This window comes from Verrucomicrobium sp. (assembly GCA_028283855.1).
GTDB lineage: Bacteria > Verrucomicrobiota > Verrucomicrobiia > Methylacidiphilales > GAS474 > GAS474.
The window spans coordinates 63,853-89,677 of record JAPWJX010000001.1 but is presented as its reverse complement, the minus strand read 5'-3'; the positions used below and the strand labels follow the sequence as shown (position 1 = coordinate 89,677).

General features: G+C 68.4%; 25 protein-coding genes and 1 pseudogene. 14 read left to right on the top strand and 12 right to left on the bottom strand.

The window, feature by feature from the left end; all coding sequences use genetic code 11:
* Window positions 1-21 precede the first annotated feature (21 nt).
* The 10 genes and pseudogenes from PW734_00495 (at window position 22) to PW734_00450 (ending at window position 7,556) form a co-directional block, all read left to right on the top strand.
* Window positions 22-651: a site-2 protease family protein gene (locus tag PW734_00495; protein MDE1169682.1), complete on the top strand. Its 630-nt coding sequence runs from the start codon at window positions 22-24 to the stop codon at window positions 649-651.
* A complete protein-coding gene (locus tag PW734_00490) occupies window positions 648-1,721 on the top strand; it encodes an Mrp/NBP35 family ATP-binding protein (protein MDE1169681.1) in 1,074 nt (357 codons plus the stop codon). The genes PW734_00495 and PW734_00490 overlap by 4 nt, the downstream gene beginning before the upstream one ends.
* Before the next feature lie 82 nt (window positions 1,722-1,803).
* Window positions 1,804-2,103 carry a hypothetical protein gene (locus PW734_00485; GenBank protein MDE1169680.1) on the top strand — a complete coding sequence of 100 codons (300 nt, stop codon included), beginning with the start codon at window positions 1,804-1,806 and terminating at the stop codon, window positions 2,101-2,103.
* Entirely contained in the window at window positions 2,100-2,633 is a 534-nt protein-coding gene (pyrR, locus tag PW734_00480; protein MDE1169679.1) for a bifunctional pyr operon transcriptional regulator/uracil phosphoribosyltransferase PyrR, read from the top strand. The genes PW734_00485 and pyrR overlap by 4 nt, the downstream gene beginning before the upstream one ends.
* 53 nt (window positions 2,634-2,686) lie before the next feature.
* Window positions 2,687-3,034: pseudogene (locus PW734_00475) on the top strand (aspartate carbamoyltransferase).
* A gap of 193 nt (window positions 3,035-3,227) precedes the next feature.
* A complete protein-coding gene (locus PW734_00470) occupies window positions 3,228-3,590 on the top strand; it encodes a hypothetical protein (protein MDE1169678.1) in 363 nt (120 codons plus the stop codon).
* Entirely contained in the window at window positions 3,587-4,906 is a 1,320-nt protein-coding gene (locus PW734_00465; GenBank protein MDE1169677.1) for a dihydroorotase, read from the top strand. Before PW734_00470 ends, PW734_00465 begins: the two co-directional genes overlap by 4 nt.
* Window positions 4,894-6,099: a glutamine-hydrolyzing carbamoyl-phosphate synthase small subunit gene (gene carA / locus PW734_00460; GenBank protein MDE1169676.1), complete on the top strand. Its 1,206-nt coding sequence runs from the start codon at window positions 4,894-4,896 to the stop codon at window positions 6,097-6,099. The genes PW734_00465 and carA overlap by 13 nt, the downstream gene beginning before the upstream one ends.
* 4 nt (window positions 6,100-6,103) lie before the next feature.
* On the top strand, window positions 6,104-6,604 hold the full coding sequence (locus PW734_00455) for an FHA domain-containing protein (GenBank protein ID MDE1169675.1): 501 nt from the start codon (window positions 6,104-6,106) through the stop codon (window positions 6,602-6,604).
* A 91-nt stretch (window positions 6,605-6,695) separates the two neighbouring features.
* A complete protein-coding gene (locus PW734_00450; GenBank protein MDE1169674.1) occupies window positions 6,696-7,556 on the top strand; it encodes a glucosaminidase domain-containing protein in 861 nt (286 codons plus the stop codon).
* 4 nt (window positions 7,557-7,560) lie between these two features.
* On the opposite strand, the gene murD is transcribed toward PW734_00450, so the two are convergent.
* Both murD and PW734_00440 read right to left on the bottom strand, forming a co-directional pair.
* The gene (gene murD, locus PW734_00445) at window positions 7,561-8,871 is read right to left on the bottom strand and encodes a UDP-N-acetylmuramoyl-L-alanine--D-glutamate ligase (GenBank protein ID MDE1169673.1); all 1,311 of its coding nucleotides are present in this window, start codon (window positions 8,869-8,871) and stop codon (window positions 7,561-7,563) included.
* A gap of 12 nt (window positions 8,872-8,883) precedes the next feature.
* Window positions 8,884-10,233, bottom strand: a complete 1,350-nt coding sequence (locus PW734_00440; protein ID MDE1169672.1) for a hypothetical protein — start codon at window positions 10,231-10,233, stop codon at window positions 8,884-8,886.
* An 82-nt stretch (window positions 10,234-10,315) separates the two neighbouring features.
* On the opposite strand from PW734_00440, the gene PW734_00435 reads away from it, so the two are divergent.
* The gene (locus PW734_00435) at window positions 10,316-12,130 is read left to right on the top strand and encodes a S8 family serine peptidase (GenBank protein MDE1169671.1); all 1,815 of its coding nucleotides are present in this window, start codon (window positions 10,316-10,318) and stop codon (window positions 12,128-12,130) included.
* Here PW734_00435 and PW734_00430 read toward each other — a convergent pair.
* Genes PW734_00430 through hemL form a run of 6 tightly spaced genes read right to left on the bottom strand, consistent with a single transcriptional unit; the run spans window position 12,120 to window position 19,264 of the window.
* Entirely contained in the window at window positions 12,120-13,148 is a 1,029-nt protein-coding gene (locus PW734_00430) for a GNAT family N-acetyltransferase (GenBank protein ID MDE1169670.1), read from the bottom strand. The two genes, PW734_00435 and PW734_00430, sit on opposite strands and share 11 nt — an antisense overlap.
* On the bottom strand, window positions 13,141-13,335 hold the full coding sequence (locus PW734_00425; GenBank protein MDE1169669.1) for a hypothetical protein: 195 nt from the start codon (window positions 13,333-13,335) through the stop codon (window positions 13,141-13,143). Before PW734_00425 ends, PW734_00430 begins: the two co-directional genes overlap by 8 nt.
* A 22-nt stretch (window positions 13,336-13,357) precedes the next feature.
* Window positions 13,358-14,038 carry a UDP-N-acetylglucosamine diphosphorylase gene (locus PW734_00420; protein MDE1169668.1) on the bottom strand — a complete coding sequence of 227 codons (681 nt, stop codon included), beginning with the start codon at window positions 14,036-14,038 and terminating at the stop codon, window positions 13,358-13,360.
* Entirely contained in the window at window positions 14,035-16,182 is a 2,148-nt protein-coding gene (locus PW734_00415; GenBank protein ID MDE1169667.1) for a hypothetical protein, read from the bottom strand. The genes PW734_00420 and PW734_00415 overlap by 4 nt, the downstream gene beginning before the upstream one ends.
* Complete coding sequence (locus PW734_00410; GenBank protein MDE1169666.1) at window positions 16,179-17,960, bottom strand: SpoIVB peptidase S55 domain-containing protein; 1,782 nt, start codon at window positions 17,958-17,960, stop codon at window positions 16,179-16,181. The genes PW734_00415 and PW734_00410 overlap by 4 nt, the downstream gene beginning before the upstream one ends.
* Complete coding sequence (hemL, locus tag PW734_00405; protein ID MDE1169665.1) at window positions 17,957-19,264, bottom strand: glutamate-1-semialdehyde 2,1-aminomutase; 1,308 nt, start codon at window positions 19,262-19,264, stop codon at window positions 17,957-17,959. The genes PW734_00410 and hemL overlap by 4 nt, the downstream gene beginning before the upstream one ends.
* Before the next feature lie 75 nt (window positions 19,265-19,339).
* Here hemL and polX point away from each other — a divergent pair, with 75 nt between their 5' ends.
* Window positions 19,340-21,082 carry a DNA polymerase/3'-5' exonuclease PolX gene (polX, locus tag PW734_00400; GenBank protein ID MDE1169664.1) on the top strand — a complete coding sequence of 581 codons (1,743 nt, stop codon included), beginning with the start codon at window positions 19,340-19,342 and terminating at the stop codon, window positions 21,080-21,082.
* On the opposite strand, the gene PW734_00395 is transcribed toward polX, so the two are convergent.
* Window positions 21,079-21,276, bottom strand: coding sequence for a hypothetical protein (locus tag PW734_00395; protein ID MDE1169663.1), 198 nt, complete (start codon window positions 21,274-21,276; stop codon window positions 21,079-21,081). The two genes, polX and PW734_00395, sit on opposite strands and share 4 nt — an antisense overlap.
* A gap of 141 nt (window positions 21,277-21,417) precedes the next feature.
* Complete coding sequence (locus tag PW734_00390; GenBank protein MDE1169662.1) at window positions 21,418-22,260, bottom strand: MBL fold metallo-hydrolase; 843 nt, start codon at window positions 22,258-22,260, stop codon at window positions 21,418-21,420.
* 82 nt (window positions 22,261-22,342) lie between these two features.
* On the opposite strand from PW734_00390, the gene rpoN reads away from it, so the two are divergent.
* Together rpoN and PW734_00380 are read left to right on the top strand one after the other, a co-directional pair.
* Window positions 22,343-23,782, top strand: a complete 1,440-nt coding sequence (gene rpoN, locus PW734_00385) for an RNA polymerase factor sigma-54 (protein MDE1169661.1) — start codon at window positions 22,343-22,345, stop codon at window positions 23,780-23,782.
* Window positions 23,783-23,806: 24 nt separating this feature from the next.
* Window positions 23,807-24,490 carry a tetratricopeptide repeat protein gene (locus PW734_00380; protein MDE1169660.1) on the top strand — a complete coding sequence of 228 codons (684 nt, stop codon included), beginning with the start codon at window positions 23,807-23,809 and terminating at the stop codon, window positions 24,488-24,490.
* 4 nt (window positions 24,491-24,494) lie between these two features.
* Here the strand turns inward: PW734_00380 and PW734_00375 are convergent, their stop codons facing one another.
* Window positions 24,495-25,208 carry a C4-type zinc ribbon domain-containing protein gene (locus PW734_00375; protein MDE1169659.1) on the bottom strand — a complete coding sequence of 238 codons (714 nt, stop codon included), beginning with the start codon at window positions 25,206-25,208 and terminating at the stop codon, window positions 24,495-24,497.
* Window positions 25,209-25,254: 46 nt separating this feature from the next.
* A complete protein-coding gene (locus PW734_00370) occupies window positions 25,255-25,824 on the bottom strand; it encodes a hypothetical protein (GenBank protein ID MDE1169658.1) in 570 nt (189 codons plus the stop codon).
* Between the last annotated feature and the right edge of the window lies 1 nt (window position 25,825).

The window sequence follows — 25,825 nt, the reverse complement described above, 5'->3', positions numbered from 1 at the left end:
CACCTTCCCCAACCCGGCCCAATGCTCGATCACTTTTACATTTTCCTGATGTTCATCCCGCTGGTCTCCTTCCACGAGGCCGCGCACGCCTGGGCCGCCTACCGGCTGGGGGACGACACGGCGGAGCAGGAGGGGCGGCTGACCCTCGACCCGCGCAGCCACATCGACCTGCTGGGCACCATCATCATCCCGGCGCTGAACATCCTGGTCCTCTCCGGCGGACTCTTTGGCTGGGGGCGGCCGGTGCCCGTCGATCCCCTCAACCTGCGCCGTCCGCGCCGGGACGAGATCCTCATCGCCCTGGCCGGCCCGCTGGCCAACCTGCTGGTGGCCCTCCTCACCTGCGCCGTGCTGACCTGGCTGATCCCGGCCCACTCCCCGTGGCAGAAGCTGGCCTACCTCTTCGCCTACGTCTCCGTCTTCCTTTCCCTCCTGAACTTGATCCCGATCCCCCCTTTCGACGGCTGGACGATCGTGCGCAACGTCTTCGGCTTCCGCAGCGAGACGCTGGAGCAGTCCGGCCTCTGGTGGACGCTGGGCATCATGGCGGTGCTCCTCTTCACCCCGGCCTTTTCCTACCTCAACCTGGCCTCAGACGGCATTCTGCTGGCCCTCCAGCATCTCTGCGGCGCCGGGCGCCTTGCCTCATGAGCCTGGACCGCGCCGAGCTGGTCCGCGCCGCGCTGGCGCGGGTGAAGTATCCGGGCTTCAGCCGGGACATCGTCTCCTTCGGCCTCGTCCAGGCGATCGACGCGGAAGGCCCGGTGGCCAAGGTCCGCCTGGCCGTCACCACGGCGGACGCCGCCGTCCCCCGCCAGATCAAGGAAGAGGCCACGCGCGCCGTGGAGGAAATCCCCGGCGTGGAACGCGCGGAGGTGGAGGTGGCCGTGAGCGCCCCCGTCACCCTGGCGGCGCAGACCCAGGCCCCGGGCGCCCCGGAACAGAACGCCATCCCGGGCGTGAAGAAGATCGTCGCCGTGGCCAGCGGCAAGGGAGGCGTGGGCAAATCGACCGTCGCCGCCGGGCTGGCCCTGGCCCTGCGGGAGCAGGGCTTCCGCGTCGGCCTGTGCGACTGCGACATCTACGGCCCCAGCATCGCCCTCATGTTCGGCGCGCACGAGGCGCCCCTGGGCACCGACGACAACCGCATCCTCCCCGTGGAGGCCCACGGCCTCCAGCTGATGAGCATGGGCTTCCTTTTGGAGGACGACGCCCCCGCCGTCCTGCGCGGGCCGATGGTGACGCGCTACACCCAGCAGTTCCTCCGCAACGTCTCCTGGACCGACCTGGACTACCTCATCCTGGACCTGCCCCCCGGCACCGGCGACATCCAGCTGACCATCGTGCAGACCGTCGCCCTGGCCGGGGCGCTCGTCGTCACCACGCCGCAGGAAGTCGCCCTCATCGACGCGCGCAAGGCCGCCGCCATGTTCCGCAAGGTCAACGTGCCGGTCCTGGGCATCGTGGAAAACATGAGTTACTTCCTCTGCCCGGGCGACGGGAAGCGGTATAACATCTTCGGCGAAGGCGGCGGAAAGCGCGAGGCCGCGCGCCTCGGCGTTCCCTACCTGGGAGAAATACCTATAGAAATCCCGCTGCGGGAATCGGCCGACCAAGGCGCGCCGCTTCTCCTCCGCGATCCGGCCGCTCCCTCCAGCCAGGCCTTCGCGGCCATCGCGCGGCAGCTGACGAAGCAGACGCAAGAAATTGCCGCCAAATGATTTAAGTCAAGCCCCCTTCCCCGGATTGACATCGTTTTTCAGTCCGTTAGGTTAGGGCGAAGCCTTCACGGTTTCCAGATTGATGGACCTTAAGAAAGATAACGAAAGCCTCTTCAAGAACTCGGCCCTGTACCAGGAGTTCCTCGCGGAGCGGGAGGAAATCCTCCGCCACAAGTGGATCGAAAGCGAAAAAGCCGGATACGACGTCGGCTTTGAGAAGGCGCTACTTGACTGGATAGTGAACCACCGGGCCAGCTGGCGCCGCCAGCGGCAGACTCTCCTGCATCAGCGCGGCGAAGGCAGCGCCAACGTTTCCGCCCTTTTGGCGGCGTCCTCCGCCATCACCCTGACGCACCACGTCCTCCAGGGCTTCCTTTGTTGAGCCGGCCCCCCGAGATACTCCTGGACGGCCCCGCTCTGGACCGTCTTTTGGCCGAGCTGGCCGCCCGCGTCGCCGCGGAAACTGATCCCCTTCCTTCCCTCGCCCTCGTCGGCCTGCCCACGCGCGGCGTGACGATCGCCACCCGCCTGGCCCACCGCATCGAGGCCGCCTCCGGCTTCCGCCCGCCGGTCGGACAGATCGACGTCACCTTCCACCGGGACGACCTGGACCGCCGCCTGCCCATCCCCCACCGCAGCGAGATCCCCTTCGACGCCGCCGGGCGGCACATCCTCCTGGTCGACGACGTTCTCTTCACCGGCCGCACCGTCCGCGCCGCCCTGAGCGCCCTGGGCGACTTTGGCCGCCCCGCCTCCATCCGCCTGCTGGCCTTGGTCGACCGCGGCCACCGGCAGCTCCCCATCCAGGGAGACTTCATCGGCAAGAAGATCGAAACCGCCCTGGAGGACGACGTGGTGGTGCGCCTCTCCGAGGTCGACGGCGCAGACGCCGTGGAAAGGCACCGCCCATGAGCCCCGCCTCCGCCCCGGCCTGGAAACGGAAGGACCTCCTGGCCCTGCGGGACATGGAGAAGTGGGAGCTGGACCTCATCCTGGACACCGCCGGGGCGTTCAAGGACATCCTCTCCCGCTCCATCAAGAAGGTCCCCGCCCTGCGCGGCCAGACCGTCGTGAACCTCTTCGTCGAGCCCAGCACCCGGACCCGCGCCTCCTTCGAGCTGGCGGCGGGCCGCCTCTCCGCCGACGTCCTCTCCATCGACAGCGAGCTAAGCTCCTTCAAGAAGGGGGAGACGCTGAAGGACACCGCGCTCAATCTCCAGGCCCTCGGCACCCGGCTCCTCATCCTCCGCCACCCCTCCGCCGGGGCGGCCCAGTTCCTGGCCGAGCGGCTGGAGGCGGGCGTGGTCAACGCGGGCGACGGCGCGCACGAGCACCCCACCCAGGGCCTGCTGGACCTCTTCACCATCCGGGAACGCTTCCCCGACATGCGGGGCCTCAAAGTCGCCATCATCGGCGACATCCTCAACAGCCGCGTGGCCCGCTCCAACCGTCTGGGCCCTGACGAAAAGCGGCGCGGAAGTCACCCTCGTCGGCCCCTCCACCCTCCTGCCGGAGCGTTTCCGGGAGCTGGGCGTCCGCGTCTCCCACTCCCTGGACGCCGTGCTGGAGGAAAGCCAGGTCCTCATGCTCCTGCGCATCCAGCACGAGCGGCAGCAGCAGGCCCTCTTCCCCTCCCTGGGGGAATACACCGCCTTCTTCGGCCTCACGGCGGAACGCTTCCGCCGCTGCCGAAAGGACGTCCTCATCATGCACCCCGGCCCCATTAACCGGGGCGTGGAGCTGGCCAGCGAACTGGCCGACTGCGCCCAGTCCCTCATCCTGGAACAGGTGACCAACGGCATGGCCGTCCGCATGGCCGTCCTCTACCTTTTGGGCGGCGGCGCGGGCCCGCAGGGAGTCTCCGTATGATCCTTTTCGACGCGCCCCCCTTCCGCACCGCCCCGTCCCGCGCCCTGCTTATCAAAGGCGGCCGCGTCATCGACCCGGCCTCCGGCCGCGACGCCGTGGGCGACGTCTATCTGCTGGACGGCAAAGTCGCCGACCCCGCCGCCCATCCCGGGGCGAAGTGGGAGACGATCGACGCCGCGGGCAAGATCGTCACCCCCGGCCTCATCGACCTCCACGTCCACCTGCGGGAGCCGGGCGGCTCCGCCAAGGAGACGATCCACGCGGGCACCCGCGCCGCGGCGGCCGGCGGCTTCACCACCGTGGTGGCGATGCCGAACACCAGCCCCGTGGCCGACGGCGCCAACACCATCGCCTGGATGCGGCAGAAGGCGGAGGCGGAAGCCTTCGTCCACGTCTACACCACCGGCTGCCTCTCCCAGAAAATGGAGGGGGAAGCCCTGGCCCCCATCGGCTCCCTCAAGCGCGCGGGCGTCGTGGCGGTGACCGACGACGGCCGCTGCATCCAGAACAACGAGCTGATGCGCCGCGCCTGCGAATACGCGAAGATGTTCGACCTCCCCGTCTTCGACCACTGCCAGGACTACGCCCTGACCGCCGGCGGCGTGGCCCATGAGGGCTACTGGAGCACCGTCCTGGGCCTGCGCGGCTGGCCCTCCGTGGGGGAGGAGATCATCGTGAGCCGCAACGCCGTCCTGGCGGAAATGACCGGCGCCGACATCCACTGCCAGCACCTCTCCAGCGCGGGCAGCGTCCGCCTGGTGCGGGAGGCGCGGAAGCGCGGCATCCCCCTCTCCGGCGAAGTGACGCCCCACCACCTCCTCCTGACCGACGCCAACCTCCAGGGCTACGACACCCGCTACAAGATGAACCCGCCGCTGCGGGCGGAGAGCGACCGCCAGGCCCTGCTGGAAGGCGTGGCCGACGGCACCATCACCGTCCTCTCCAGCGACCACGCCCCCCACTGCCTCTACGAAAAGGAGGTCGAGTTCGACCGCGCCCCCTTCGGCATCATCGGCCTGGAAACGGAGCTTTCCACCTTCATCAAGGCCCTCGTCGAGCCGAAGGTCGTCGACTGGCCCCGCTTCGTCGCCCTCCTCACCTGGGAGCCGGCCAAGCTCCTGCGCCTCCAGGCGCAAAAAGGCCACCTGGGCGCCGGCGCCGACGCCGACGTGACCATCATCGACCCCGGCCTGGAATGGACCGTCGAGGCCGAAAAATTCGAATCCCTCTCCCGCAATTGTCCCTTCGACAAAATGCCCTTGCGCGGGCGGGCCACCCATACCATTGTGGGCGGCCACATCGTATGGCAGCTCTAAAACCGGCCCTCCTCGCCCTGGAAGACGGCCTGGTTTTCAAGGGCGTCTCCTTCGGCGCGCCCGTCACCCAGGTCGGCGAGGTCTGCTTCAACACCTCGATGACCGGCTACCAGGAGATCCTCACCGATCCCTCCTACCGCGGCCAGATCGTGGTCATGACCTACCCGGAAATCGGCAACTACGGCGTCAACGCCCTGGACGTCGAATCGTCCGCGCCGCAGGTCTCCGGCTTCGCCGTCCGGCAGGTTTCCCCCGTGGCCAGCAGCTGGCGCTCCGCCGAGGCCCTGCCCGATTACCTGGCCCGCCACCACATCCCCGGCATCTCCGGCATCGACACCCGCGCCCTGACCAAGCACCTGCGCGTCCAGGGCGCCCTGCGCGGCGTCCTCACCACGGAGCTGTCCGCCGACGAGGCGATCGCCCGCGCCCGCTCCTGGCGCTACGAGGACCAGGACTTCGTCGACGAGACGACCTGCCGCGCCCCCTACGACTGGGACCCGGAGAGCACCCTGAGCCGGAAATGGACCCTGGTCTCCGGCACCCGCGCGGCCGACGCGCCGCCCCGCACGGGGGAGGACTACTTTGCCCCCCTTCCGCCCGTCCGTTACCGGGTGACGGCTTACGACTTCGGCCTCAAATACAACATCCTGCGCCGCCTCCGGCAGCACGGCTTCCAGGTGCGCGTCGTCCCCGCCCGCACCCCGGCGAAGGAGGCCCTGGCCGACAACCCGGACGGCATCTTCCTCTCCAACGGCCCGGGCGACCCCGCCCGCCTGACCTACGCCCACCAGACCGTCCGGGAACTGGCGGAGAAGAAGCCCGTCTTCGGCATCTGCCTGGGGCACCAGATCCTGGGCTACGCCCTGGGCGGCCAGACCTTCAAGCTGAAGTTCGGCCACCGCGGCGGCAACCAGCCCATCAAAGAGCTGGCCACCGGCCGCGTCAGCATCACCTCCCAGAACCACGGCTTCGCCGTCGACCCCGCCTCCCTCCCCGCCGGGGACGTGGCGGTCAGCCAGGTGAACCTGAACGACAACACCTGCGAGGGCCTCGTCCACCGCAGCCTGCCCCTCTTCTCCGTCCAATACCACCCGGAGGCCGCCCCCGGCCCCCACGACGCGACCTACTTCTTCGAGCAGTTCGGCAAAATGATCGAAACCGGCCGCCCGCCCGCGGCGCCAGCCCAGGAATAAGCCCATGCCCAAGATCTTCTGTGTCAGCCCGGAATTGCACGGCCAGATCTTTGAGTTGAGCGGCCCCCGCGTCACCGTCGGCCGCGCCGCGGACAACGCCATCCCCATTCCCGATCCCAGCGTCTCCAGCCGCCACGCGGAGCTGGTCCTGGGGGACGACGGCGACTACGCCATCCGCGACCTGGACTCGACCAACGGCACCCGGATCAACGGGGAGCGCGTCCAGCACGCCGCCCTGCGCCGGGGGGACATCCTCCGCCTGGGGAACATCGAGCTGCGCTACGAGTCGGAGCACGCCCCCGCCACCCTTCCCCTCCCCCCGCTTAATCCCTATCTCTCCCTGGAAGGATCGGCCTCCCGGGGCGTTCCCGCCCACTTCGCCCCGCCCCCGCAGGTAAAGCACCCCTGGCAGGACGCCACCCCCTGGCCGCTGCTCCTCGGCGGGGCGGGCGGGCTGGCGGCGCTCGGCGTCGGCTTTTTCCTCTGGATGGCGCTCAAAGGATAGGGTTTCTCCTTGATGGAGAAGGGGTTTTTCCGTTTGACCCCCCCTCCCCCCCCCTCCTAAGCTGGAAAGCAAGGTTCACCCCTTCCTCCCCATGCAAAGCATCGACCTCACCGACGTTATCGCGCGCCGGCCTTTCTACAAGGCCAAGCCGCGCAAGGTGGGCCTGTGGACCACCCTCCTGGTCTCGAACGCTTTTTGGTGCGCCTTTTCCGCCCTTCTCCTCGTCGCCATCTTTTCCCTGACCCGCGTCGGCCAGATCGCCCTGGAGAAATTCGTCGAGCAGCGTTCAAAGATGGCGGAGATGGAAACCGCTAAGGCCCAAGCCATTGCGGAGCGCGACGCGAAGATCGCCAACCTCCTCCGCTTCCAGTCCAGCTCCACCAGTGACATCCTCACGATGGCCCGGGCGCTCAACCTTGTCTTCACCAGCGCCTCCAACGCCAACCAGGAACACTTCTTTGAGGCAGCCCTGCCGGAAGCCCTCCGCCTTCAGATCACGGAAGGGATTCCCGCCTCCGCGATCATGGCCCAGGCAATCCTGGAAAGCAGCTACGGCCAGAGCAAACTGGCGAAGAATTATCACAACTACTTTGGCATCAAGGCTTTCAACAACTGGAAAGGCCCTCGCGCCCAGAACATGGCTACCCTGGACGACGGCGTCATCCCGACCATTGCCGACTTCCGCGCCTACCCGACCCTGAGCGAGGGTTTCAACGGCTACGTCGCCTTCCTCAAGGCGAGCGGCCGTTACGACGACGCCTTCCGCAAGAAGACCGGCATCGAGTTCATCCGCGCCGTGTTTAAGGACGGCTACACGGGCGATGTCCGCTACCTCGACATGGTCCACGACATCATCGTGCGCCACCACCTCGAGAAGCTGGACGAGATCTATGCCGCCCAGCTCGCCAAGGGGGACGCCTCCCTCCTTTCCCGGCTGAGCGACAACTCCTAAGCCGCTAGGCCTTTGCCCGCACCAGGGCGCGGAAGGCTTCCCCCCGTTCCTCGAAGTTCCGGTACCGGTGGTAGCTCGATGCCGCCGGGGAAAAGAGGCAGACCTCCCCCGGCCCCGCCCCGTCCCGCGCCAGCGCCACGGCCTCCTCCAGGTCCTTCGCCTCCCGCACGTCGAAACCGAGCGCCCCCTGCTTTTGCAGGAGGGCGGCGATCCGCTTTCCCGTGTCCGGCAGGAGGATGAGCCGCCGCAGGGAACCGGAGGCCAGCTCCCGGGCCAGCCCGTCGTAGGAGATCCCCCGGTCCATCCCGCCCACGATCAGGGTGCGGGTTTCCGGCAGGGCTTCCAGCGCGGCCAGGGTCGCCTCCGGCACGGTGGAGATGGAGTCGTTGTAATAGCGGACGCCTTCGGCTTCCCCCAGATACTCGAGGCGGTGGGGCAGGCTCTGGAAGCTGTCCAGGGAGTCCTGGACGGTCGCCTCGTCGATCCCGACCAGCCGCGCCGCCGTGAGGGCGGCCAGGGCGTTGAGCCGGTTGTGCCGTCCCGGCAGCCGGGCGGGCTGGCGGAACGGGAACGGGCTGTCCCCGTTGAAGGCGTGGCGCTGCGCCCGGCGGGGCAATCCGGCCATGGCTTCCGCCAGACGGGGATCGCCATCCCAATAAACCAGGTGCCCGTCGGCCGAGAGGAAGCGGGCCAGGTTCGCCTTCGCCGCGGCATAGGCGGCAAAGGTGCGGTGGTAGTTAAGGTGCTCCTCGTAGAGGTTGAGCCAGACGGCGATGGCCGGGCTGTGGCGGACCGTCTCCAGCTGGTAGGAGGAAAGCTCCGCCACGGTGCAGGAACCCGGCTCCAGCTCCTCGATGAAGTCCCAAAGCGGGATGCCGAAGTTGCCGCCGAGCCGCAGCGCCGCCCCCTGGGAAGGCCGCAGCAGGTGATGAAGAAGCGCGGAGGTGGTGCTCTTCCCCTTCGTCCCCGTGACGCCGACGACCCGTCCCGGCGCGAAGCGCAGGAAGAGGTCGGCCTGGCCGCTGATCCGCTCCGTGCGCCCGCTCAGGTCGAACTCGGCGATGGGGACGCCGGGAGCCTTCAGCACCAGATCGAACTCGGCCAGCCGCGCGGGAACCTCCCCCTGCGGCAGGAAGGAGACGTGGCGGTCGGCGGCTAGTTGCGGGTCTTCCCGGAGGATCTCCGGCCGCGCGTCGGCCACGGCCAGCGGCTTCTGCGGGAAATGGCGGCGCAGGAAGCGGTAGCTGGAGAGCCCTTCCTTGCCCAATCCCCAAAGGAGCAGCTTCTGCGGGGCGAGGAAGGCGGCCAGTTCCATGAAGTTCTCACTCTAGCCCAAAAGCGGCAAAAAGGAATCGGGCACTTGGTGCGGCCCGTGGAAGCCGGAAAGGAGGGCCTCCGCCAGGGCGTGGTCCGGCAGCCGGGCGGCGTGCGTTTCCAGGAACGCGGCGGCAAGGGGCGGCCGCTCCCCGGCCAGGGCCAGGGCGGCCAGGACCTCCTCCGTCGTGCCGACGCACTCGAAGGGCTTCACCGGCGCGACGCCCGCCAGTTCCTCCAGGATCGGCAGGAGGGCGGGCTTGTCCAGCGGCGTGGCGGGGCCGAAGACGGCGGCCCGGCGCTCATGGGAGAGGAAGGGCAAGAGCAGGACGTCGACGAAGAGGCATTTCGGGCACTCCCCGCACCACAGGTCCTTGGCGCTCCCCACGTTGCAGCTGCGGAAGACGGAAAGCGCCCGCTCCTCCCGCGCGAAGCGGCGGGCGATCTGCAGCTCGTTCCACGGGCGCAGCAGGCTGAAGTAGGAGACGGAAGGCGTCAGCCAGCGGGCCACGTAGGCGGAGAAGGCCCGCTCGTAATCCCAGCTCTTCGAATACTGGTGGTTGATCTCCGTGCCGGGGACGGTCGGCTCGCTCGCGCTGGCCTCGTTGGAGAGGACGACGCGGCGCTTCCCCCACAGCACGGCGGCGAGGACGGCGGAAAAGCCCAGGAGGGCGGAGAACGGGGTGTGGCCGTTCCAATACCCGGCGCGGTTCAGCTCCATGAGCGCCGGATCAAGCCGCCGCCGCGCGACGATCGTCTTCTCCGGCCCGTAGCCGAAGAGGGCCGCCCCCTCCTCCCGCGCGCGGGAGGGATTGAGGAAGAAGCAGTCGGTCTCCGCGTGGAACGGGGCCAGGAGGTCCAGGGTGACCAGGGAATCCTTTCCCCCGCCGACGGGCACCAGGTTCCCCTCCGCCGGGCAGGCAATCGGGCCCGGGCCTCCCTCCTTCACGGCAAAGGAAACGAACGAGGCTCGATCGACGACGGAGATCAGCCCGTTGAGGTAAAAGAACTCGCCCAGGCCGTGATAGAAAAGATCCCGCCACCACGCCGTCTGCTCCGGGGAGAGGTCTCCCGCCTCGATCCGCAACACCGGCGGGCAGGCCGCCTTCCAATAGCTGATCGACTCGGCCAGGCCGGCGTGGAAGGCGAGGTTTTCCAGGAGCGCGCGGTCCGGCGGCGGCGCGCCGGGCTTCTTCGGCACGAAGAGGAAGGGCTGGAAGCGCGGCCCGTTCGCCAGGGTGAAATGGAAGTCGAAGCGCCAGCCGTCGGCTTCTTCCACGATCTCGAAGCGCTCGTAGACCAGCTCCGGATGCCGGGCGCGCAGCGCGGCGAATCGCTCGGCGGGATCGGAAGGCGTGCTCAAGACGCCTAGGTTCGTTTCCTCCCTTCCGCCGCGCAAGCCCTATCCCATTGCCTTTCCGGCGGGCCTCCTATAACCCTTAACCATGACCCGCCTGCTTTGGGCCGCCCTGGCCCTTTCTCTCCTTTTCGTCCCCGCCTGCTCCCGGAAGAAGCCGGTCACCAAGCTCGACGACCTCCCCCGCCACACCTACGTCCTCCCCGGCAAGGCGAGCGACGCGGTGACCAACGCCGCCGCCTTCGCCCCCCTGGCCAAGCAGGTCCGCATGGACATCGAAAGCGACCTGAAGCACTACCAGATCGACGACAAGACGACGTTGAAACGCTACGACGGCACCCTCCTGCAACTGGCCCTCCTGCGCTGCGACGACCGCACGGCCAAACGCCTGATCAAAAAAATCCGCGCCCTGGAGGACAAGCCCTCCGCCCGCTACCTCACCGGCCTGGTGAGCGAGGCCCGCATGGTCGCCGCGAAGAAGGCCAATCCCCGCGTGGACGCGAAGGGCTACCGCCGCGCCTTTGCCGAGGAGTTGCGCCACCGGATCGCCGCCCTCCCCTGGGACGTGGTGGAGGCCGACGTGAAGGACCTCAAGGGCAGCTTCGAGACGCGCAGCCGCAACCTCCTCCTGGGCGTCGTGCAGAGCGAGATCGAGCCCGCCGTGGCCAAGACCGGCACCGTCAGCGCCGACATCGCCGCCCGGCTCGTCGGCATCCGCGCCTACCTGGAGCTTTCCCTCCCCGTGAAGGAAGAGGCCGTCGCCGTCCTGGGCGAGGCCATCGCCGCGCACAAGGTGAACAAGCCGGACATCTGGGCCTCCCGCGCCGTCAGCTTCGCCCCGGACGAGAAGCTCACCCCCGTCGGCGTCGGCATCTGGGACTCCGGCGTCGACGCGCCGCTCTACCCCGGCCAGGTTCTGGAAGAGAACGGAAAGCCCGCCTACATCGCCTTCGACCTCCATTCCAACCGCGTGGAAGGCCTCCTCCATCCCATCCCCGATCCCAGCCGCCTCTCCGCCATGGAAAAGCAGATCAAGGGTCTGCTGGATATCCGCGCCGCCGTCGACAGCCCGGAGGCCGCCGCCGTGAAGGCGCAGATGGCCGCCCTGGCCCCGGATCAGGTGAAGGCCTATCTGGAAGAGACGAGCCTCTACGGCAACTACGCCCACGGCACCCACGTGGCCGGGCTGGCGGTGGAGGGTAACCCTGCCGCGCGGATCGCCGTGGGCCGGATCAGCTTCGACTACCACATGATCCCGGAGAAGCCGACGATCGAGCAGACGAAGAAGGACGTCCTGGCCTACCAGGCCACGGTCAACTTCTTCAAGGCCCACCACGTCCGCGTGGTCAACATGAGCTGGGGCGGCTCCCTCAAGGGGGTGGAGGAAGCCCTGGAGGCCAACGGCGCCGGAAAGGACGCCGCCGAGCGGGCCAAGGTGGCGCGGGAAATCTTCAACCTGGACAAGGCGGGCCTGCGCGCCGCGCTGGAGAGCGCGCCGGAGATCCTCTTCGTCACCGCCGCGGGGAACAGCGACAACGACGTGGCCTTCGACGAGGTGACCCCCTCCTCCTTCAAGCTGCCGAACCTGCTGGTCGTCGGCGCCGTCGACCAGGCGGGGGAGCGGACTTCCTTCACCAGCTTCGGCGGGAACGTCTCCGTCTACGCCGACGGCTTCGAGGTGAAGAGCCGCATCCCCGGCGGCGACGTCCTTCCCTTCTCCGGCACCTCCATGGCCGCGCCGGAGGCGGCCAACCTGGCCGCCAAGCTCATCGCCCTCGACCCCGCGCTGACGCCGGAGGGGACGATCAAGCTGATCCGCCAGGGGGCCGACAAGGGCACCTTCGCCCTCATCAACCCGAAGCGCTCCGTGGAGCTGCTGCGGGAGGATCTCTCTAAGCGGTAGGCTTGGGAGAGTAGAGGCGGCGGCACCGCGCGTCGCGGAAGTCGTACGCCGCCTCGCAGGCGGTGCCGCAGAGGAGCGCCTTCCCCAGCGTGTCGGCGCGGAGCGCGGCGTAGAGCGCGCCGCGATTGTCGGCGGAGATCTTCCGGATCAGGAACTCGGGCGTCTCCGCCCGCAGCGCGGCCACCATCGGCACGGCCAGCTGGGCCGCACGCAAGTTCCCGGCGGCGACATGCCGGCGCCCGTCCTCCACAATGCGCTGGGCCTGGTCCAGCTCCGCCGCGAATTCCCGCGTCTGCTCCCGCTCTTCCTTGGAAAGGCCGCCTTGTATCTCCCGCCGCCGGATCGCGGCGCGCAGGGATTCTATCTGGGCGTGGATCTGCCCCTTGGCCCCGTAGGCCGGGCCGTCTCCCAGCATGGCGGCCGCCTCCCCCAGGTCCTGGGCGAAGAATCCCTTCTGCGGCCAGAGATAGCCGCCCACGTCGATGTTGGCCCGCATGGTGACCCGCTCCACGCCCCGATCGCGGAAGAAGGCCATGGTCCGCTCGAAAAGGGCCTCCCCCAGCCCGCGCCCGCGTCCGGCGGCGTCCAGGGAAAGCATGGCCAAGCGGCCCGTCTTTTCGCGCGGTTCAATGCGCCATTCCAGCTCGACGGGGACGAATTTCCCGTCCCGGTCTTTCACGGAGGCCTTCAATTCCAGGTCGAGGCGGGAAAGCTCCTTTCCCTGCATGAGATCGGGGGAGGAAATCCGCACCCGCCGTTCCCCGGCCAGATCCAGGCCGGGCAGGACTTTCTCCCAGAAATTGGCGGGGGTCACGCCGGGCCCCATGAATTGGCGCCACTGCTTCCGGTCGAGGCCCATCCGGTCGACCTGGATGCCGTGGTCTTCCAGCTCCAGGGCGAAGTCGAGGCTGCTTTCGCCGCGCCGCGTCAGGGCGCGGGCGGCGGCGGGGGAGAGCTCCCGCGCGGGGGCCTTGCGGACGGCGGCGGCCGAAGCGCGCTCCCGCTCCCGGCTAGGCACGGGGCTTCTCCTTGAGGAAGAGGGCGCGGGCCTCCGCCTCCGGCATTCCAGCCTCGGCGGCCAGGGCGCAGATCGTCTCCTGGAAATGGCGTGTGGCGGCCGCGTCGTCGACCATCTCCTGCAGGACCGGCGCGTCGGCCTTGGTCCCCGTGACGGGATCGGCGGTGAAGAAGACGGGGCCGTTCATGACGCCCTCTGGGTAGCAGGATTTAGTCCCGAACCGGCAATAATTGATACTGGGGCCGGTTCTTCACCAGGGTCTTTTCCGCCAGGACGCCGCTCCAGACCACGCCGGGATAGAGGACCGCCCCCCGGCCGATGACCGAGCCGGGGTTGAGGACCGCCTTGCAGCCGACCTCCACCCGGTCCCCGACGATGGCGCCGAATTTCCGCAGGCCGGTGCGGATGAGCGCGCCGTCGTGCCGCAGGACGACCTCGTCTCCCGCCAGCTTGAAGTTGGAAAGGATGACTCCCGCGCCCAGGTGGGCCTTGTGGCCCAGGATCGAATCGCCGACGTAAGTGTAGTGCGGTACCTGGCAGCCGTTGAAGAGGACGGCGTTCTTGAACTCGCAGGAATTGCCCAGGACGCAGCCGTCCCCGACGATGACGTTTTCCCGGATGTAGGCCCCGGCGCGCACCTCGCACTCGGCGCCGATCCAGGCGGGCCCCTTGATGACCGCGCCGGGCTCGATGATCGTCCCGGGGCCGACGTAGACCTGCGGGCCGACGTAGGCCTCCGCCAGCTTGGAGCCGTGGAAGGCGGGCTTCAGGTTCTCCTTGAGATAGGGGGCGATGCGGGGGAGCGCCTCCCAGACGTTGCCGACCCCCTCGAAGAGGGCGGCGTGGGCGGTCTGGGAGAGGTCGAGGTAGGCGGAGGGGGAGAAGCTCATGGTTTGACTTGGGCGCTGGAGACGTTGCCGGCCTGGTCCTCCGCGCGGATGAAGAGGACCTGCCCGGCCTCCAGCTTGTAGCTGAAGCGCTGGCGGCGCGGGTCGACGACGCCGTCCGCCGGCTGGAGGACCTTGAAGTCGCTCCCGTTGGTGGAGACGGAGACGTTGTCGATACCGCTCCCCTCCTTGCTCACCAGGAAGGAGACCTGGCGGCTGTCGCCGGAGGAGACGGTGATGGCGGGCGGCGTGTTGTCGACCAGGAAGAGGCGGCTGGGCAGCTCGTCGGTCAGGGCCTTGCCGGGGAGGTTGTCCTTCTCGTCGCTGGCGACGACCTTCAGGTAATACCGGCCGTCCGGCCAGCCGCTGGCGTCCCAGCTGAAGACGGTGCCGTCCAGGTCCTTGGCCAGTTCCCGCCACGCGCTATCGGCGGTGGAGCGGTAGTAGAGGGCGTAGCGGAGGGTGTCGCGGTTCGGATCGCTCGCCTTCCAAACGGCGGTGCGATAGCCGCGGGCGAAGGAGGGTTGGTAGCGTATGTTCCCGCCGCCGTTTCCGGCAAACCCGCCTTCCTCCGGCCCGCTGACGGCGGAGAGGAGGATCTGCTCCGCGCTGCGGGCCTGCGGCGGCGGCTGGGGCGGCTCCACGGCGGCGTAGCCGACCCCCGGCGGCAGGATTTCCACCTGCGCGATCTTCGGCGGAAGGTTCTTCGGCAGGTAGGAAAGGTCGACCCGGTCGACGGTGCCGGTGGCGATCTCGATCTTGAACTGGAAGTAGCGCGCGGGCGGGCTGGCGCTCAAGGCGTCGCGCAGGGGGACCCACGGGTACCACGACTTGTCCGGGCGGGGCGTGTTGCCGCTGCGGGTGAAGAGGAAGGCGTTGAGGCCGGTCCCTTCCGCGCGCAGCGCGCCCCACTGGGCGAAGCCGTGGGAATCGACGACGTCCGACTCGTAGACGCCCGGGTCGCGCATGGGGCGGGAATCCTCCAGCCGATAGACGCGGGCCGGGTTGCTGGAAGCCAGGGAGAAGCCCGCCTTGTCCGGGGCGGCGGCGGTCAGGCTGGGCCCGTTGAGCTTGAGGACCTGGGTGGCGCGGCCCCGCGCGTCGAGGCGGTAGAGCGCCCCGTTGGAGGCGGTGCCGACGCGGACGCCCTCCCCGTCCCGGTCGAGGGTCAGGATCGTCTCCGGCGTGGACCAGATGGCCTGCGGGTAGAGGGAGGCGTCGAGCCGCCAGACCTGGGAGGCGGTGTTCCCCTCGTCCAGCTGGCCTCCGGCGAAGGTCGGCTTCGGCAGGCGCGGGCCGGACGGGGCCGGGCGGTTTTCCGAACCGGCGACGAGGGAGGGCGGCAGGCCGTCCTTGTTGCCGCCGCCCTTGCTGCCGCCGTCACGGGGGGCGGAGGCGCGGGGCGAGCCCGCGGCGGAAAAGTAGACGACGCCGTCCGGCAGGACGACGATGCGGTCCACTTCCTGCCGCCCCGTGCTGACCAGGGCGACGGCGGAGCCATCCGGCGCGATGCGGTAGAGGGTACCGGTTTCCGCCGTGCCCGCCAGGAGCGCGCCGTCCGGGGCAAAGGCCAGGGAGCGGACGTGGACCTCGTCCGTCGCGCAGAAGACGCTCCCCTTCCCCGCGCCGGTGATCTTGAAAATTTTCCCCTCCGTGCCGGTGGCGGCGTAGAGGTTCCCCTGGGCGTCGAAGGCCAGGGCCCAGATATACTTGGCCTTCGGCTCGAAGTAGACTTCCGGCTTCCCGCCGGGGGAGAGGCGGTAGATCTTCCCGTCCGGGGAGGTGCCGACGAAGAGGTCCCCCTTCCCGTTCCGGGCCAGGGCGTAGAGGTTGTTCTCCGCGAACTTGGCGGCGACTTCCGCCTTCCCCGGCGTGACGCGGAAGAGGAGCCCCTTCGGCGAGGTGGCGGCGTAGTAGCCCGCGCCGTCCGGCAGGAGGGCCCAGATCTGTTCCGCGTCCAGCGGCGGCAGGGAGGCGATTTCCTTTAGCCCCGGGGCGGCGGCCAGGACGCCCAAGTCGCTCAGGGTGACGCTGCGGAGGTTTCCGGCGGCGAAGTCCGGGTAGCTGGAGTAGACGATCTCTTCCGGCTGGACGGCCCGGGCCACGGAGGAGGCGGCGAGGAAGAGGAAAAGGAGGCGCTGGATCATGAGTGGATGTCGAGGAAGACGCTCTGCTGCCCGCCGACGACGCCCGGCATCTCGGCGGAGGTTTCATACCAGACCTGCTCCCCCATGGAAACGGTCTTCGCGCCGGAGGCGGCGGCGTCCCGCCCGGTGACGGAGAGGACGGAAGGCGGCAGGGCGGGCAGCTGCCGGTCGCCCACGACGCGGCCCGGCGCGTCGCTCACGATCTGGAGGTAGAGCCGGTCGGCACGGTGGCGGCGATTGAAGAGGGCGACGTACTGGGCCGCGTCCTCGATGGCCGGGGCGGTGTCGGAAATGGCGGGCAGGTCCAGGCCCATCGCGCCGCTGGCGCGGATGCGGAAGGGGCCCTGCTTGAGCGCGGGCGGCAGGGCCACGTCGAAGTGGCGGACCTGCCGGTTCCCGTAGCGCTCCCGCAGGACGACGTCGACGCCGAGCGTCCCGCGCGGGTCGACGGAGCGCTTGTCCACGCGGGTTTCCTCCACGGTCCAGGCGCGGACTTCCTCCGCCGTCTCCACCCGCAGCGTGAGGGAGGCGGGCGGGACGACGGGCCAGGGCTGGCCGTAGAATATCTCCACCGGCTCGACCAGGGTCATGAGGGCCTTCCTCGCCTCGAAGTCCTCCCCGGAGGCGATCTCGTCCATCTTGAGGGGCGGCACGGCGGAGTCCCGGAAGCGCAGCTCCCCGGAGACGTGGAGGAAGAGAGTGCGGCCCACCCGGTTGGAATCCTGCATGGCGGCGGCCGCCGCGGTGGCGACGAGGAGCGGGACGGTGTTCTTGTCCGTCACGAAGCGGCCCTTGAGCGTGGGGGACGCCTTGCCGTTGTGGACGATTTCGATCCGGTAATCGGCCAGGGGCGGCAGCGGGCCGACCTTCCCCGCGATGGCGCAGAGGCGGTCCTGATCCACGGTGCCGACGAGCGGGCCCGCGTTGCTCATCTTAAACGCCTCCGCGTAGCTGGGGATGGTGGTGATGATTTCCGCCGGGGCCAGGCCCCAAGCGCTGGCGCCCGCTTCCTGCATGCCGTGGCCGAAGGCCAGGAGGCGGTTCCCCGTCCGGGTGGTGACGGTGCCGGTGCCCACGACGTTCAAGTCCCCGGACATGAGGACGGCGGAGACGGCCCCGCCGGGCTTGAGCTCCGCGCCGGAGAGCCGGGCCAGGCTCCCGGAGCCCCCGGCGGAGACGGGGATGAAGCCGGAGCCGGAAAAGCCGAGGGCCCGCCACAGCTCCCCGAGCGCCTGGCCGGAAAGGCCGGTGGCGGAAAAGGGCACGCCCAGCGTCTCAAAGCGGGGCGCGGGCGGCTCGACGAGGGTGTCTCCCTTGGCCAGATGGAAGGGGGAAAAGGGCGCGGCCATCGCGGAGGCGCTGGAAGCCATCTCGCCGACCTGGAGCATCGACTCGATGGGCGTGAAGCCGCACTGGGCGTCTTTCTCGAACGTGGTGAGCCGCCGGGAGAGGGCCCCGGCGAGCTTGCCGTCGATGTAGAGGGGGCTGCCGCTCATGCCGTGGACGGCGCCGCAGACCGCCGTCTTCGGATCGACGAGCTTGCCGATGATGAGGTCGAGGCCCGGTCCCATGGCGTTTTCCGCCACGCCCATGATCTCCACCTGGATGGGGACGACCTCCGTCCCCTGCAGGACGGTGTAGGCCACGCCCCGCATGCCGGGCCGGATCTCCTTTACCGGCAGGATGGAGGCGGCGGCGGGCGGCGATTCCTGGGCGCGCAGGCCGCCCGCCGTGAGGCAAAGCAGCGCGGCCAGGAGGAGGAGCCGCCTCCGCCTCATGCCAGGGGCAGCGCCTCCGCGAAGGCGCGCAGGGTTTGCTCGATCTCCGCCGGGCCGTGGGCGGTGCTGAGGAATCCGGCCTCGAACTGGGAGGGGGCCAGGTAGACGCCCCGGTCCAACAGGGCGTGGAAGAGGCGGGCGAAGCGTTCCCGGTCGCTGCGCAGCGCGTCGGCCAGGCTGCGGACGGGGCCGTCGGTGAAGAAAAGGGAAAACATGGAGCCGCGGCGGACCAGCTGCGTGGGGGTGGCCAGCTTGGCCAGGAGCGGGCGGAGGCCCGCCTCCAGCGCGGCGCCGGCTTCCTCCAGCTTGGCGAAGCCGCCGGTCTCCTCCAGCGCGCGGAGCTGGGCCAGGCCCGCCGCCATGGCCAGAGGATTACCGGAAAGGGTCCCGGCCTGGTAGACCTTCCCCAGCGGGGCCAGGTGGTCCATGACCTCCGCCCGGCCGCCGAAGGCGCCGACCGGCAGGCCGCCGCCGATCACCTTGCCGAAGGTCGAAAGGTCGGGCCGGATGCCGAGGAGCTCCTGCGCGCCGCCCTTGGCCAGGCGGAAGCCGGTCATCACCTCGTCGAAGATAAGGAGCGTGCCGTGCTCCGTGCAGAGGCGGCGGAGCGCCTCGTGGAAGCCGGGGTCGGGGAGGATCAGGCCGGTGTTGGCCGGGAAGGGCTCCACGATGACGGCGGCGATCTCCCCCTTGTTCTGCGCGAAGGCGGCCTCCAGCGCGGGCAGGTCGTTGAACGGCAGGGAAAGGGTCAGCGCGGCCAGGGCGGCGGGGACGCCCGCGCTGTCCGGCTCGCCCCCGGTGAGCGCGCCGGAGCCGGCCTTCACCAAAAGGGAATCGCCGTGGCCGTGGTAGCAGCCTTCAAATTTGACGATCTTTTCCCGCTTGGTAAAGCCGCGCGCCAGGCGGATGGCGCTCATGCAGGCCTCCGTGCCGCTGTTGGTCATGCGGACCTTTTCCACGGAAGGGACCCAGGAGAGGATCGTGCGGGCCATCTCCACCTCCAACGGATTGGGAATGCCGAAGCTGGTGCCGTGGACGGCGGCGTTCCGCACCGCTTCCACGACGACCTTCGGCGCGTGACCCAGGATGGCCGGGCCCCAGGTGCCGACGTAGTCGACGTAGGCGTTCCCGTCGGCGTCCCAAACGCGGGCTCCCTCCGCCCGGACGGCGAAGAACGGCTCTCCGCCCACCCCGCGGAAGGCGCGGACGGGGGAATTGACCCCGCCGGGCAGGTAGCGCAGGGCCTCCGCGAAGAGTTTCCGGGAGGCGGCGACGGGCCGCGCGGGAGTCGGGAGGGCGGTCATGGAGCGGGTTTTATTTAAGCAGGCGGCGGGCCGCATGCGATTGATTTTTGAGGGGTCCCCTCCATGGTGAGGGGGATGGACAAGGAACATGCCGCCGCCGTGCTGGAGGAGATCGCCGTCCTCCTGGACTTGAAGGGGGAAAACCCCTTCAAAAGCCGCGCCTACCGGACAGGGGCCCGCGCCCTGGAATCCCTTTCCGAGGACCTCGGCCGGATCGTGGCGGAGGCGCGCCTGGGCTCCATTCCCGGCCTAGGGGAGGCCCTCCAGGCCAAGATTGCCGAGCTGGTGACGACCGGCCGTCTGGAATACCACGAAAAACTCCGCGCCTCCTTCCCGCCCGGCATCTTCGACCTCCTCCAACTCCCCGGCCTGGGGCCGAAGAAGGTGAAGGCCCTTTACGAGGAGCTCCAAGTCTCCGACATCCCCGCGCTGGAAAAGGCCTGCCAGGATCACCGCGTCGCCGAGCTGAAGGGCTTCGGCGCGAAGACGGAGCTGAACATCCTGCAAAGCATCGACCAGCGGCGCCGCTACACCGGCCAGCACCGGCTGGGAGACGTCCTGGGCATCGCGGAAGGGCTCCTCGACGCGCTGCGGGAGCATCCCGCCGTGATCCGCGTCAGCGCGGCGGGCAGCCTGCGGCGGAACAAGGAGGTCCTGCACGACCTGGACCTCCTGGCCTCCACGACCGACCCGGTGGAAGTCAGCCGCTACTTCACCCACCTCCCCGGCGTCGAATCGATCATCGGCCAGGGAGAGACGAAGGCCTCCGTCCTCCTCGTCGGCGGCCTCCAGTGCGACCTGCGCGTGGTGAGCGACACCGTCTTCCCCTACGCCCTGCACCACTTCACCGGCAGCAAGGAGCACAACGTGGCCATGCGCCAGCGGGCCATCTCCCAGGGAAAGAAATTGAGCGAATGGGGCCTCTTCCGCGAGGCGGACGGCAAGGAGGAGCTGATCCCCTGCGTCACGGAGGAGGAGATCTTCCACGACCTGGGGCTCTCCTACATCCCGCCGGAGCTGCGGGAGAACCTGGGGGAAATCGAGGCGGCGGAGAAGAACGAGATCCCGCGCCTGGTCGAATGGACCGACCTGAAGGGCACCTTCCACTGCCACACCGACGCCAGCGACGGCCGCAACACCCTGCGGGAGATGGTGGCGGAAGCGGCGGAGCTGGGCCTGGGCTACCTGGGCATCGCCGACCATTCCAAGTCCTCCTTCCAGGCCAACGGCCTCTCCGTGGAGCGCGTCCTGGCGCAGCGGGAGGAAATCGCCGCCCTCAACCGGGACCAGGACGATGTGAAGGTCCTCTCCGGGATCGAGTGCGACATCTTGAAGGAAGGCCGCCTCGACTATGACGACGCGGTGCTCGCCGGCTTCGACTACGTGGTGGCCTCCCTCCACGTGCCCGGCGCGAAGGACGAGGACATGACCCCGCGCCTCATCAAGGCGATGGAGAACCCCCACGTCACCATGCTGGGGCACCCCACGGGGCGGCTCCTGCTCAAGCGGGAGGCCTACCCGGTGAACCTGGAAAAACTCATCGACGCGGCGGCGGAAACCGGCACCTGGATCGAGCTAAACGCCAACCCCTACCGCCTGGACCTGGACTGGCGCTGGTGGCGCCGGGCGCGGGACAAGGGGGTGCGTTGCGTCATCAACCCGGACGCCCACTCCATCGGCGACTTCCAATACCTGCGCGTCGGCACGGGCCTGGCGCGGAAGGGGTGGCTGCGCCGGGAGGATGTGGCCAACACCCTGCCCTGGGCGGAAATGGAAAAGCTCCTCGGCGCCAAGCGCCGGAAGCACGGAATCGGCTAGCTCGGCTTGCCCGACCGTTTGAAGGCCGACGAGGCCGCGCCCATGTCCCCGCCCCGCGCTCTCCGCTTGGAAGGCCGGCTCATGGCGGAGCTGCGCTGGGCGCCCTCATAGGCGTCCTCGCTCAGCTTTGGCGGATGGGGCAGGGCAAAAAATCCGCCCTGGTCTTCCGGCTTGTTCGTCGATTCCGTGTTCATCTTATGACTCGTTCCGTTCCCGCCGGCCTGAAAAGACCGGCCAAAATCGCCTTACCCAAGGCGCCCTTGCGTTACCCGAGAGAGAGGAAGGCTATAGGAAAGCCGTAAAAAAGGCAAGCCAACGGGGGAAAAGCCCCGTTTTTAAGAGAGGAACGGCTCTTCCGCGGCAGAGGTTTCCACCTCCGGCAAGGGAGGGCGGGCCTCCGTCCATCGCAGGGTGGCGGCGGCGCGGGAGGGCTCCAGCGGATGCAGCCGGACATGGTGGTGGCCGTGGGCACGGAGCCGGTCGCCGATGATCTGGGCGGCCAGCTCGGGCCGGTTGCAGTCGTCGCTCAAGTGACCCAGGAAGAGGTCTTCCAAGTGCGCCCCGGCGATCTGGACGGCCAGCTCGGCGGCGGCTTCGTTGGAAAGGTGGCCGTGCCGGGAAAGAATGCGCTGCTTCACCGGCCAGGGACGGCGGGTGTCCTGCTGAAGGAGCTGGAGATCGTGGTTGGCCTCCAGGACCAGGGCCCGGGAGCGGCGGACCCGCTCGATGACCAGCTTGGTGGCGTGCCCCAGGTCGGTCAAAAACCCGACCGACCCCAGGCCGTGGTGGAAGATGTAGCCCACGGGGTCGTAGGCGTCGTGGGAAACGGGGAAGGTCTCGATCGTCACGTCCCCCACCGTCAGGGTCTGGCCCGTCTCGAAAAGGCGCCAATTGTCATATCCCTCCAGCGCGGGCTGGAGACATTCCATGGTCAACCGGTTGCAGTAGACCGGCAGGTTCCTGCGGCGGGCCAGCGCCGTGAGGCCCAGGACGTGGTCGCTGTGCTCGTGGGTGATGAAAACGCCGTCGATCTCCGCCAGGCTGCCTCCCACGCCGGAGAGCCCCTGCTCGATCCGCTTTCCGGAAAGTCCCGCGTCGATCAGGAGGCGCGCCCCGGGGGTTTTAAGGAAAGCGCAGTTCCCGCTCGATCCGCTGGCCAATACGGTGAACTCGAGCATGGGTTCTTTATCTATCGAAAGGACTCGTACCCGGCAACTTTTCCTTTGCCCGGAAGCCCATTAAAATTTACTCTAGGGGACTATGGCCGGATTCGGTCTGCACCAAAACCTCGGCTTAAGCCAGACGCTCTCTCCCCAGATGCAGCAGTCGCTGGCCCTGCTCCAGGCGCCCGCGCTGGAGCTGCGCTCCCTCATCCAGCAGGAGCTGGAGGTCAATCCCGTCCTGGAAGAAGCCGAGGTCCAGGAAGAGGAACAAAAGCCGGAGGCCAAGGAAACCACCCCCGAAGAGGCCGAGAACGACCGCTGGGACAAGGAAGAGGCCACCAAGGAAGCCCAGGCCGAGCAGGACGAGGACTGGCGCGAATACTTCGCCCAATCCAAGGGCAGCTCCACCTACACCGCGGAAGACGCCGAGCGCCGCCGCTACTTCTTCGACTCCCAGGTCGATCCCGACCAGCTCTCCGACCACCTTTCCCGCCAGCTCTCCCTGGCCACCGACGACGAGCAGATCCGCGCCGCAGGCGAGGAAATCATCGGCAGCCTCGACGACGACGGCTTCCTCAAGTCGAACCTGGACGAGATTTCCTCCTCCTCCCAGACGCCGATCCCCACCGTCCAGCAGGCCCTGGCCCTCATCCAAACCTTCGACCCCGTGGGCGTCGCCGCGCGCGACCTGCGGGAGTGCCTCCTCATCCAGCTGGACCGCCTGGGCAAGGCGGAGGACGTGGAAGCGGCCATCGTCTCCCACCACATCCAGGAGCTGGGCCGGAAGAAATACCAGGAGATCGCCCGCGCCCTGCGCGTCTCCGCCGACCGCGTCATCCAGGCCGCCCACTTCATCGCCACCCTCCAGCCCCGGCCCGGCTCGGCCTTCGCCCCGGACGACAAGCGGAACATCGTCACCACGGAGCTGGCCGTCCAGAAGAACGGCGACCAGTGGATCGTCGTCCTAAACGACGACGCCGTTCCCCGCCTCCGCATCAGCAACGTCTACAAGGACCTGCTGGCCACCGACGGCAACGACGCCAAGGTCCGCGAATACCTGCGGGAAAAGATCCGGGCGGGCAAGTTCATCATCAAGTGCCTCCACCTGCGCCAGCAGACCCTCTTCAACATCGCCAGCGCCATCGTCCAGCGGCAGACGGAATTCTTCGAGCACGGCACGGCCATGCTCAAGCCCCTGACCATGAGCCAGGTGGCGGAAGCCGTCGGCGTCCACGAGACGACGGTCAGCCGCGCCATCGCCAACAAATACATCCAGACCCCCTTCGGCGTCTTCGACCTGAAGTATTTCTTCACCCCCGGCTACCAGACCACCACGGGCGAGTTCCTCTCCAACACCAGCGTGAAGGAGGCCATCCAGGAGCTCGTCGCCCGGGAAAACCCGCAGAAGCCCCTTTCCGACCAGGAGATTGTCTCCATCCTTTCCGAACGCGGCATCCCCCTGGCGCGCCGCACCGTCGCCAAATACCGCTCGGAACTGAACATTCTCCCCTCCAACCTGCGGCGGGGCGGGATTTAAGCGGGGCTCCCCTTCCCTTCCCCCATGCGCTCCCGCCTCTTGGCCGCCCTCCTCCTTCCCGTCCTGGCGGCCCTGCCGCTTTTCGCGCAGACCGCCGCCCCCACCGACACGCCTTCCCCCGAGTTCCAGAAGAAGATGCAGGCCGTCTTCGACGCCTTTTCCAACGGGCGCTACGCCGAATCCCTTCTCCGCCTCCAGGAGGCCGAAAAACTCCGCCCGAACGATCCCCAGGTCATCAACCTGCACGGCTCCATCCTGGTGAAGCAGGAACAGTGGGCCGCCGCCGACGAGCAGTTCGACAAGGCGCTAAAGATCGACCCAAAGTTCTTCCCCGCCCGCTTCAACAAGGCGGAAGTCCTCTACCTGCAAAAGAAGTATCCGGAGTCCCGCGCCGGCTTCCAGTCGATCCTGGCGGACGATCCCAAGAACGAGCTGATCCTCTACAAGGTTTACCTGACCTACCTCCTGGAAAAGAACCTGGACGAGGCCAAGGCCCGCCTGGACAAGTTCGACTTCGGCGGCAACACCCCGGCCTACTACTACGCCAACGCGGCGTGGCTCTTTAACCAGGGCAAGGGACCGCAGGCCGAGGATTACATCCGTTCCGCGCTGAGCATTTTCCCCACCCAGTCGAACAACCTGTTCGCCGAGCCGCTGATCGAGGCGGGCTGGCTGCAGAAGCGGGACCCCGCTTCCGGCCAGCGTTAAGCGCCTATTCTCCGCTGTAGAGCAGCCGCCCGCAATTCTCGCAGGCGACGACTTCCTGGGCCTTGGTGACGGCCACGACGGTCTGGGCCGTCAGCTTCATGTGGCAGCCCGCGCAGGATCCGTGGGTTACCGGGACGACGGCCTGGCGCTTTTTGCTCTGCAGGATGCGGCGGTAGCGCGACAGGATCCCCTCCTGGGCCGCCTCCACCTCCTGCTCCACGGCGGCCTGCTGGGCGGAAACCTTGGCGGCCTCCTCCTCCAACCGCGCCCGGCGCTCCCGGAAGACGGCCCGCTTCTCCGCGACCTTCCCTTCCTGCACTTTCAGCGCCGCCTCTTCCGCGGCGATCTGCTTCTCCAGCTCGGAGGCGCGCTCCATGCCGACCAGCTCCTTGTCCTCGATGGTGACGACCTCCTTCTCGGCGTGGGCAATCTGGTGGTTCAGGGCGGAAAACTCGTCGTTGTTGCGGGTCTGGAGCTGCTGCGTCTTGTAGCGGCCGATCTGCTCTTGCTTGGAGCCGATCTCCAGTTCCAGCTTCTTGCGGTCCACTTCCAGCTGGCGGTGGGTCTCCTTCAGGTGGTTGAGGCGGTGGGAGGCGGCCTGCCACTGGTCTTCCAAAGCCTTCTCCTCCACCGGCATCCGGTCCAGCTCCCCGCGCAGCGCGGAGAGCTTTTCGTCACGTTCCTGGAGGATGAGGAGCTTTTGGAGAACGGGGAGCATCGCTCACTGATAGGGAGCGGTCCGCCTCAAGGCAAGGGGCAAGGAGCTATCTTTGCCGCGCGCGCACCAGCAGCAGATGGGAGGTCAAATAGGCGCTGGTCTCCGTGTTGAAAGCGGGCTGCCACTCCCCCTCCTCCAACACCAGGGGGGAATCATTCCCCGCCACCACGTCGAACTGGGGGATGGGGATCGATTTCCTGGCGACGACCTGGACGGCCGGAGTCTTCGGCAAAAGGGAGTCGTAGGTGGCCAGGACGGAATAGGAGGGCCCGGGGGCGATGGAGCGGAGGTAGGCGGTCAGGTAGAGGTGGGGCCGCCGGTAAATGCGGCGAGTCACTTTCCCCTTTTCGGAAATCTCGGTGGGCACACGGACCCGTTTGCCTTCCCAGCGGCCTTTCCGCTCCTCGTTCAGGGAAAGCTCGATGCGGAGCGGCTTGGTGAGCCAATACTCCTTGCGGGAGGCCAAGGCCTCCATTTCCGCCTGGGTGCGGGGGACATGGTCGCAGCGGACCCAGACCATCTCCAGCACCGGCGCGGACGGCGCGTCTTCCGCCCGGACGGCGGCGGAAAGCAGCAGGAACAGGGAGAAAAGGAGGAACAGGCCGCGCGGCTTCATC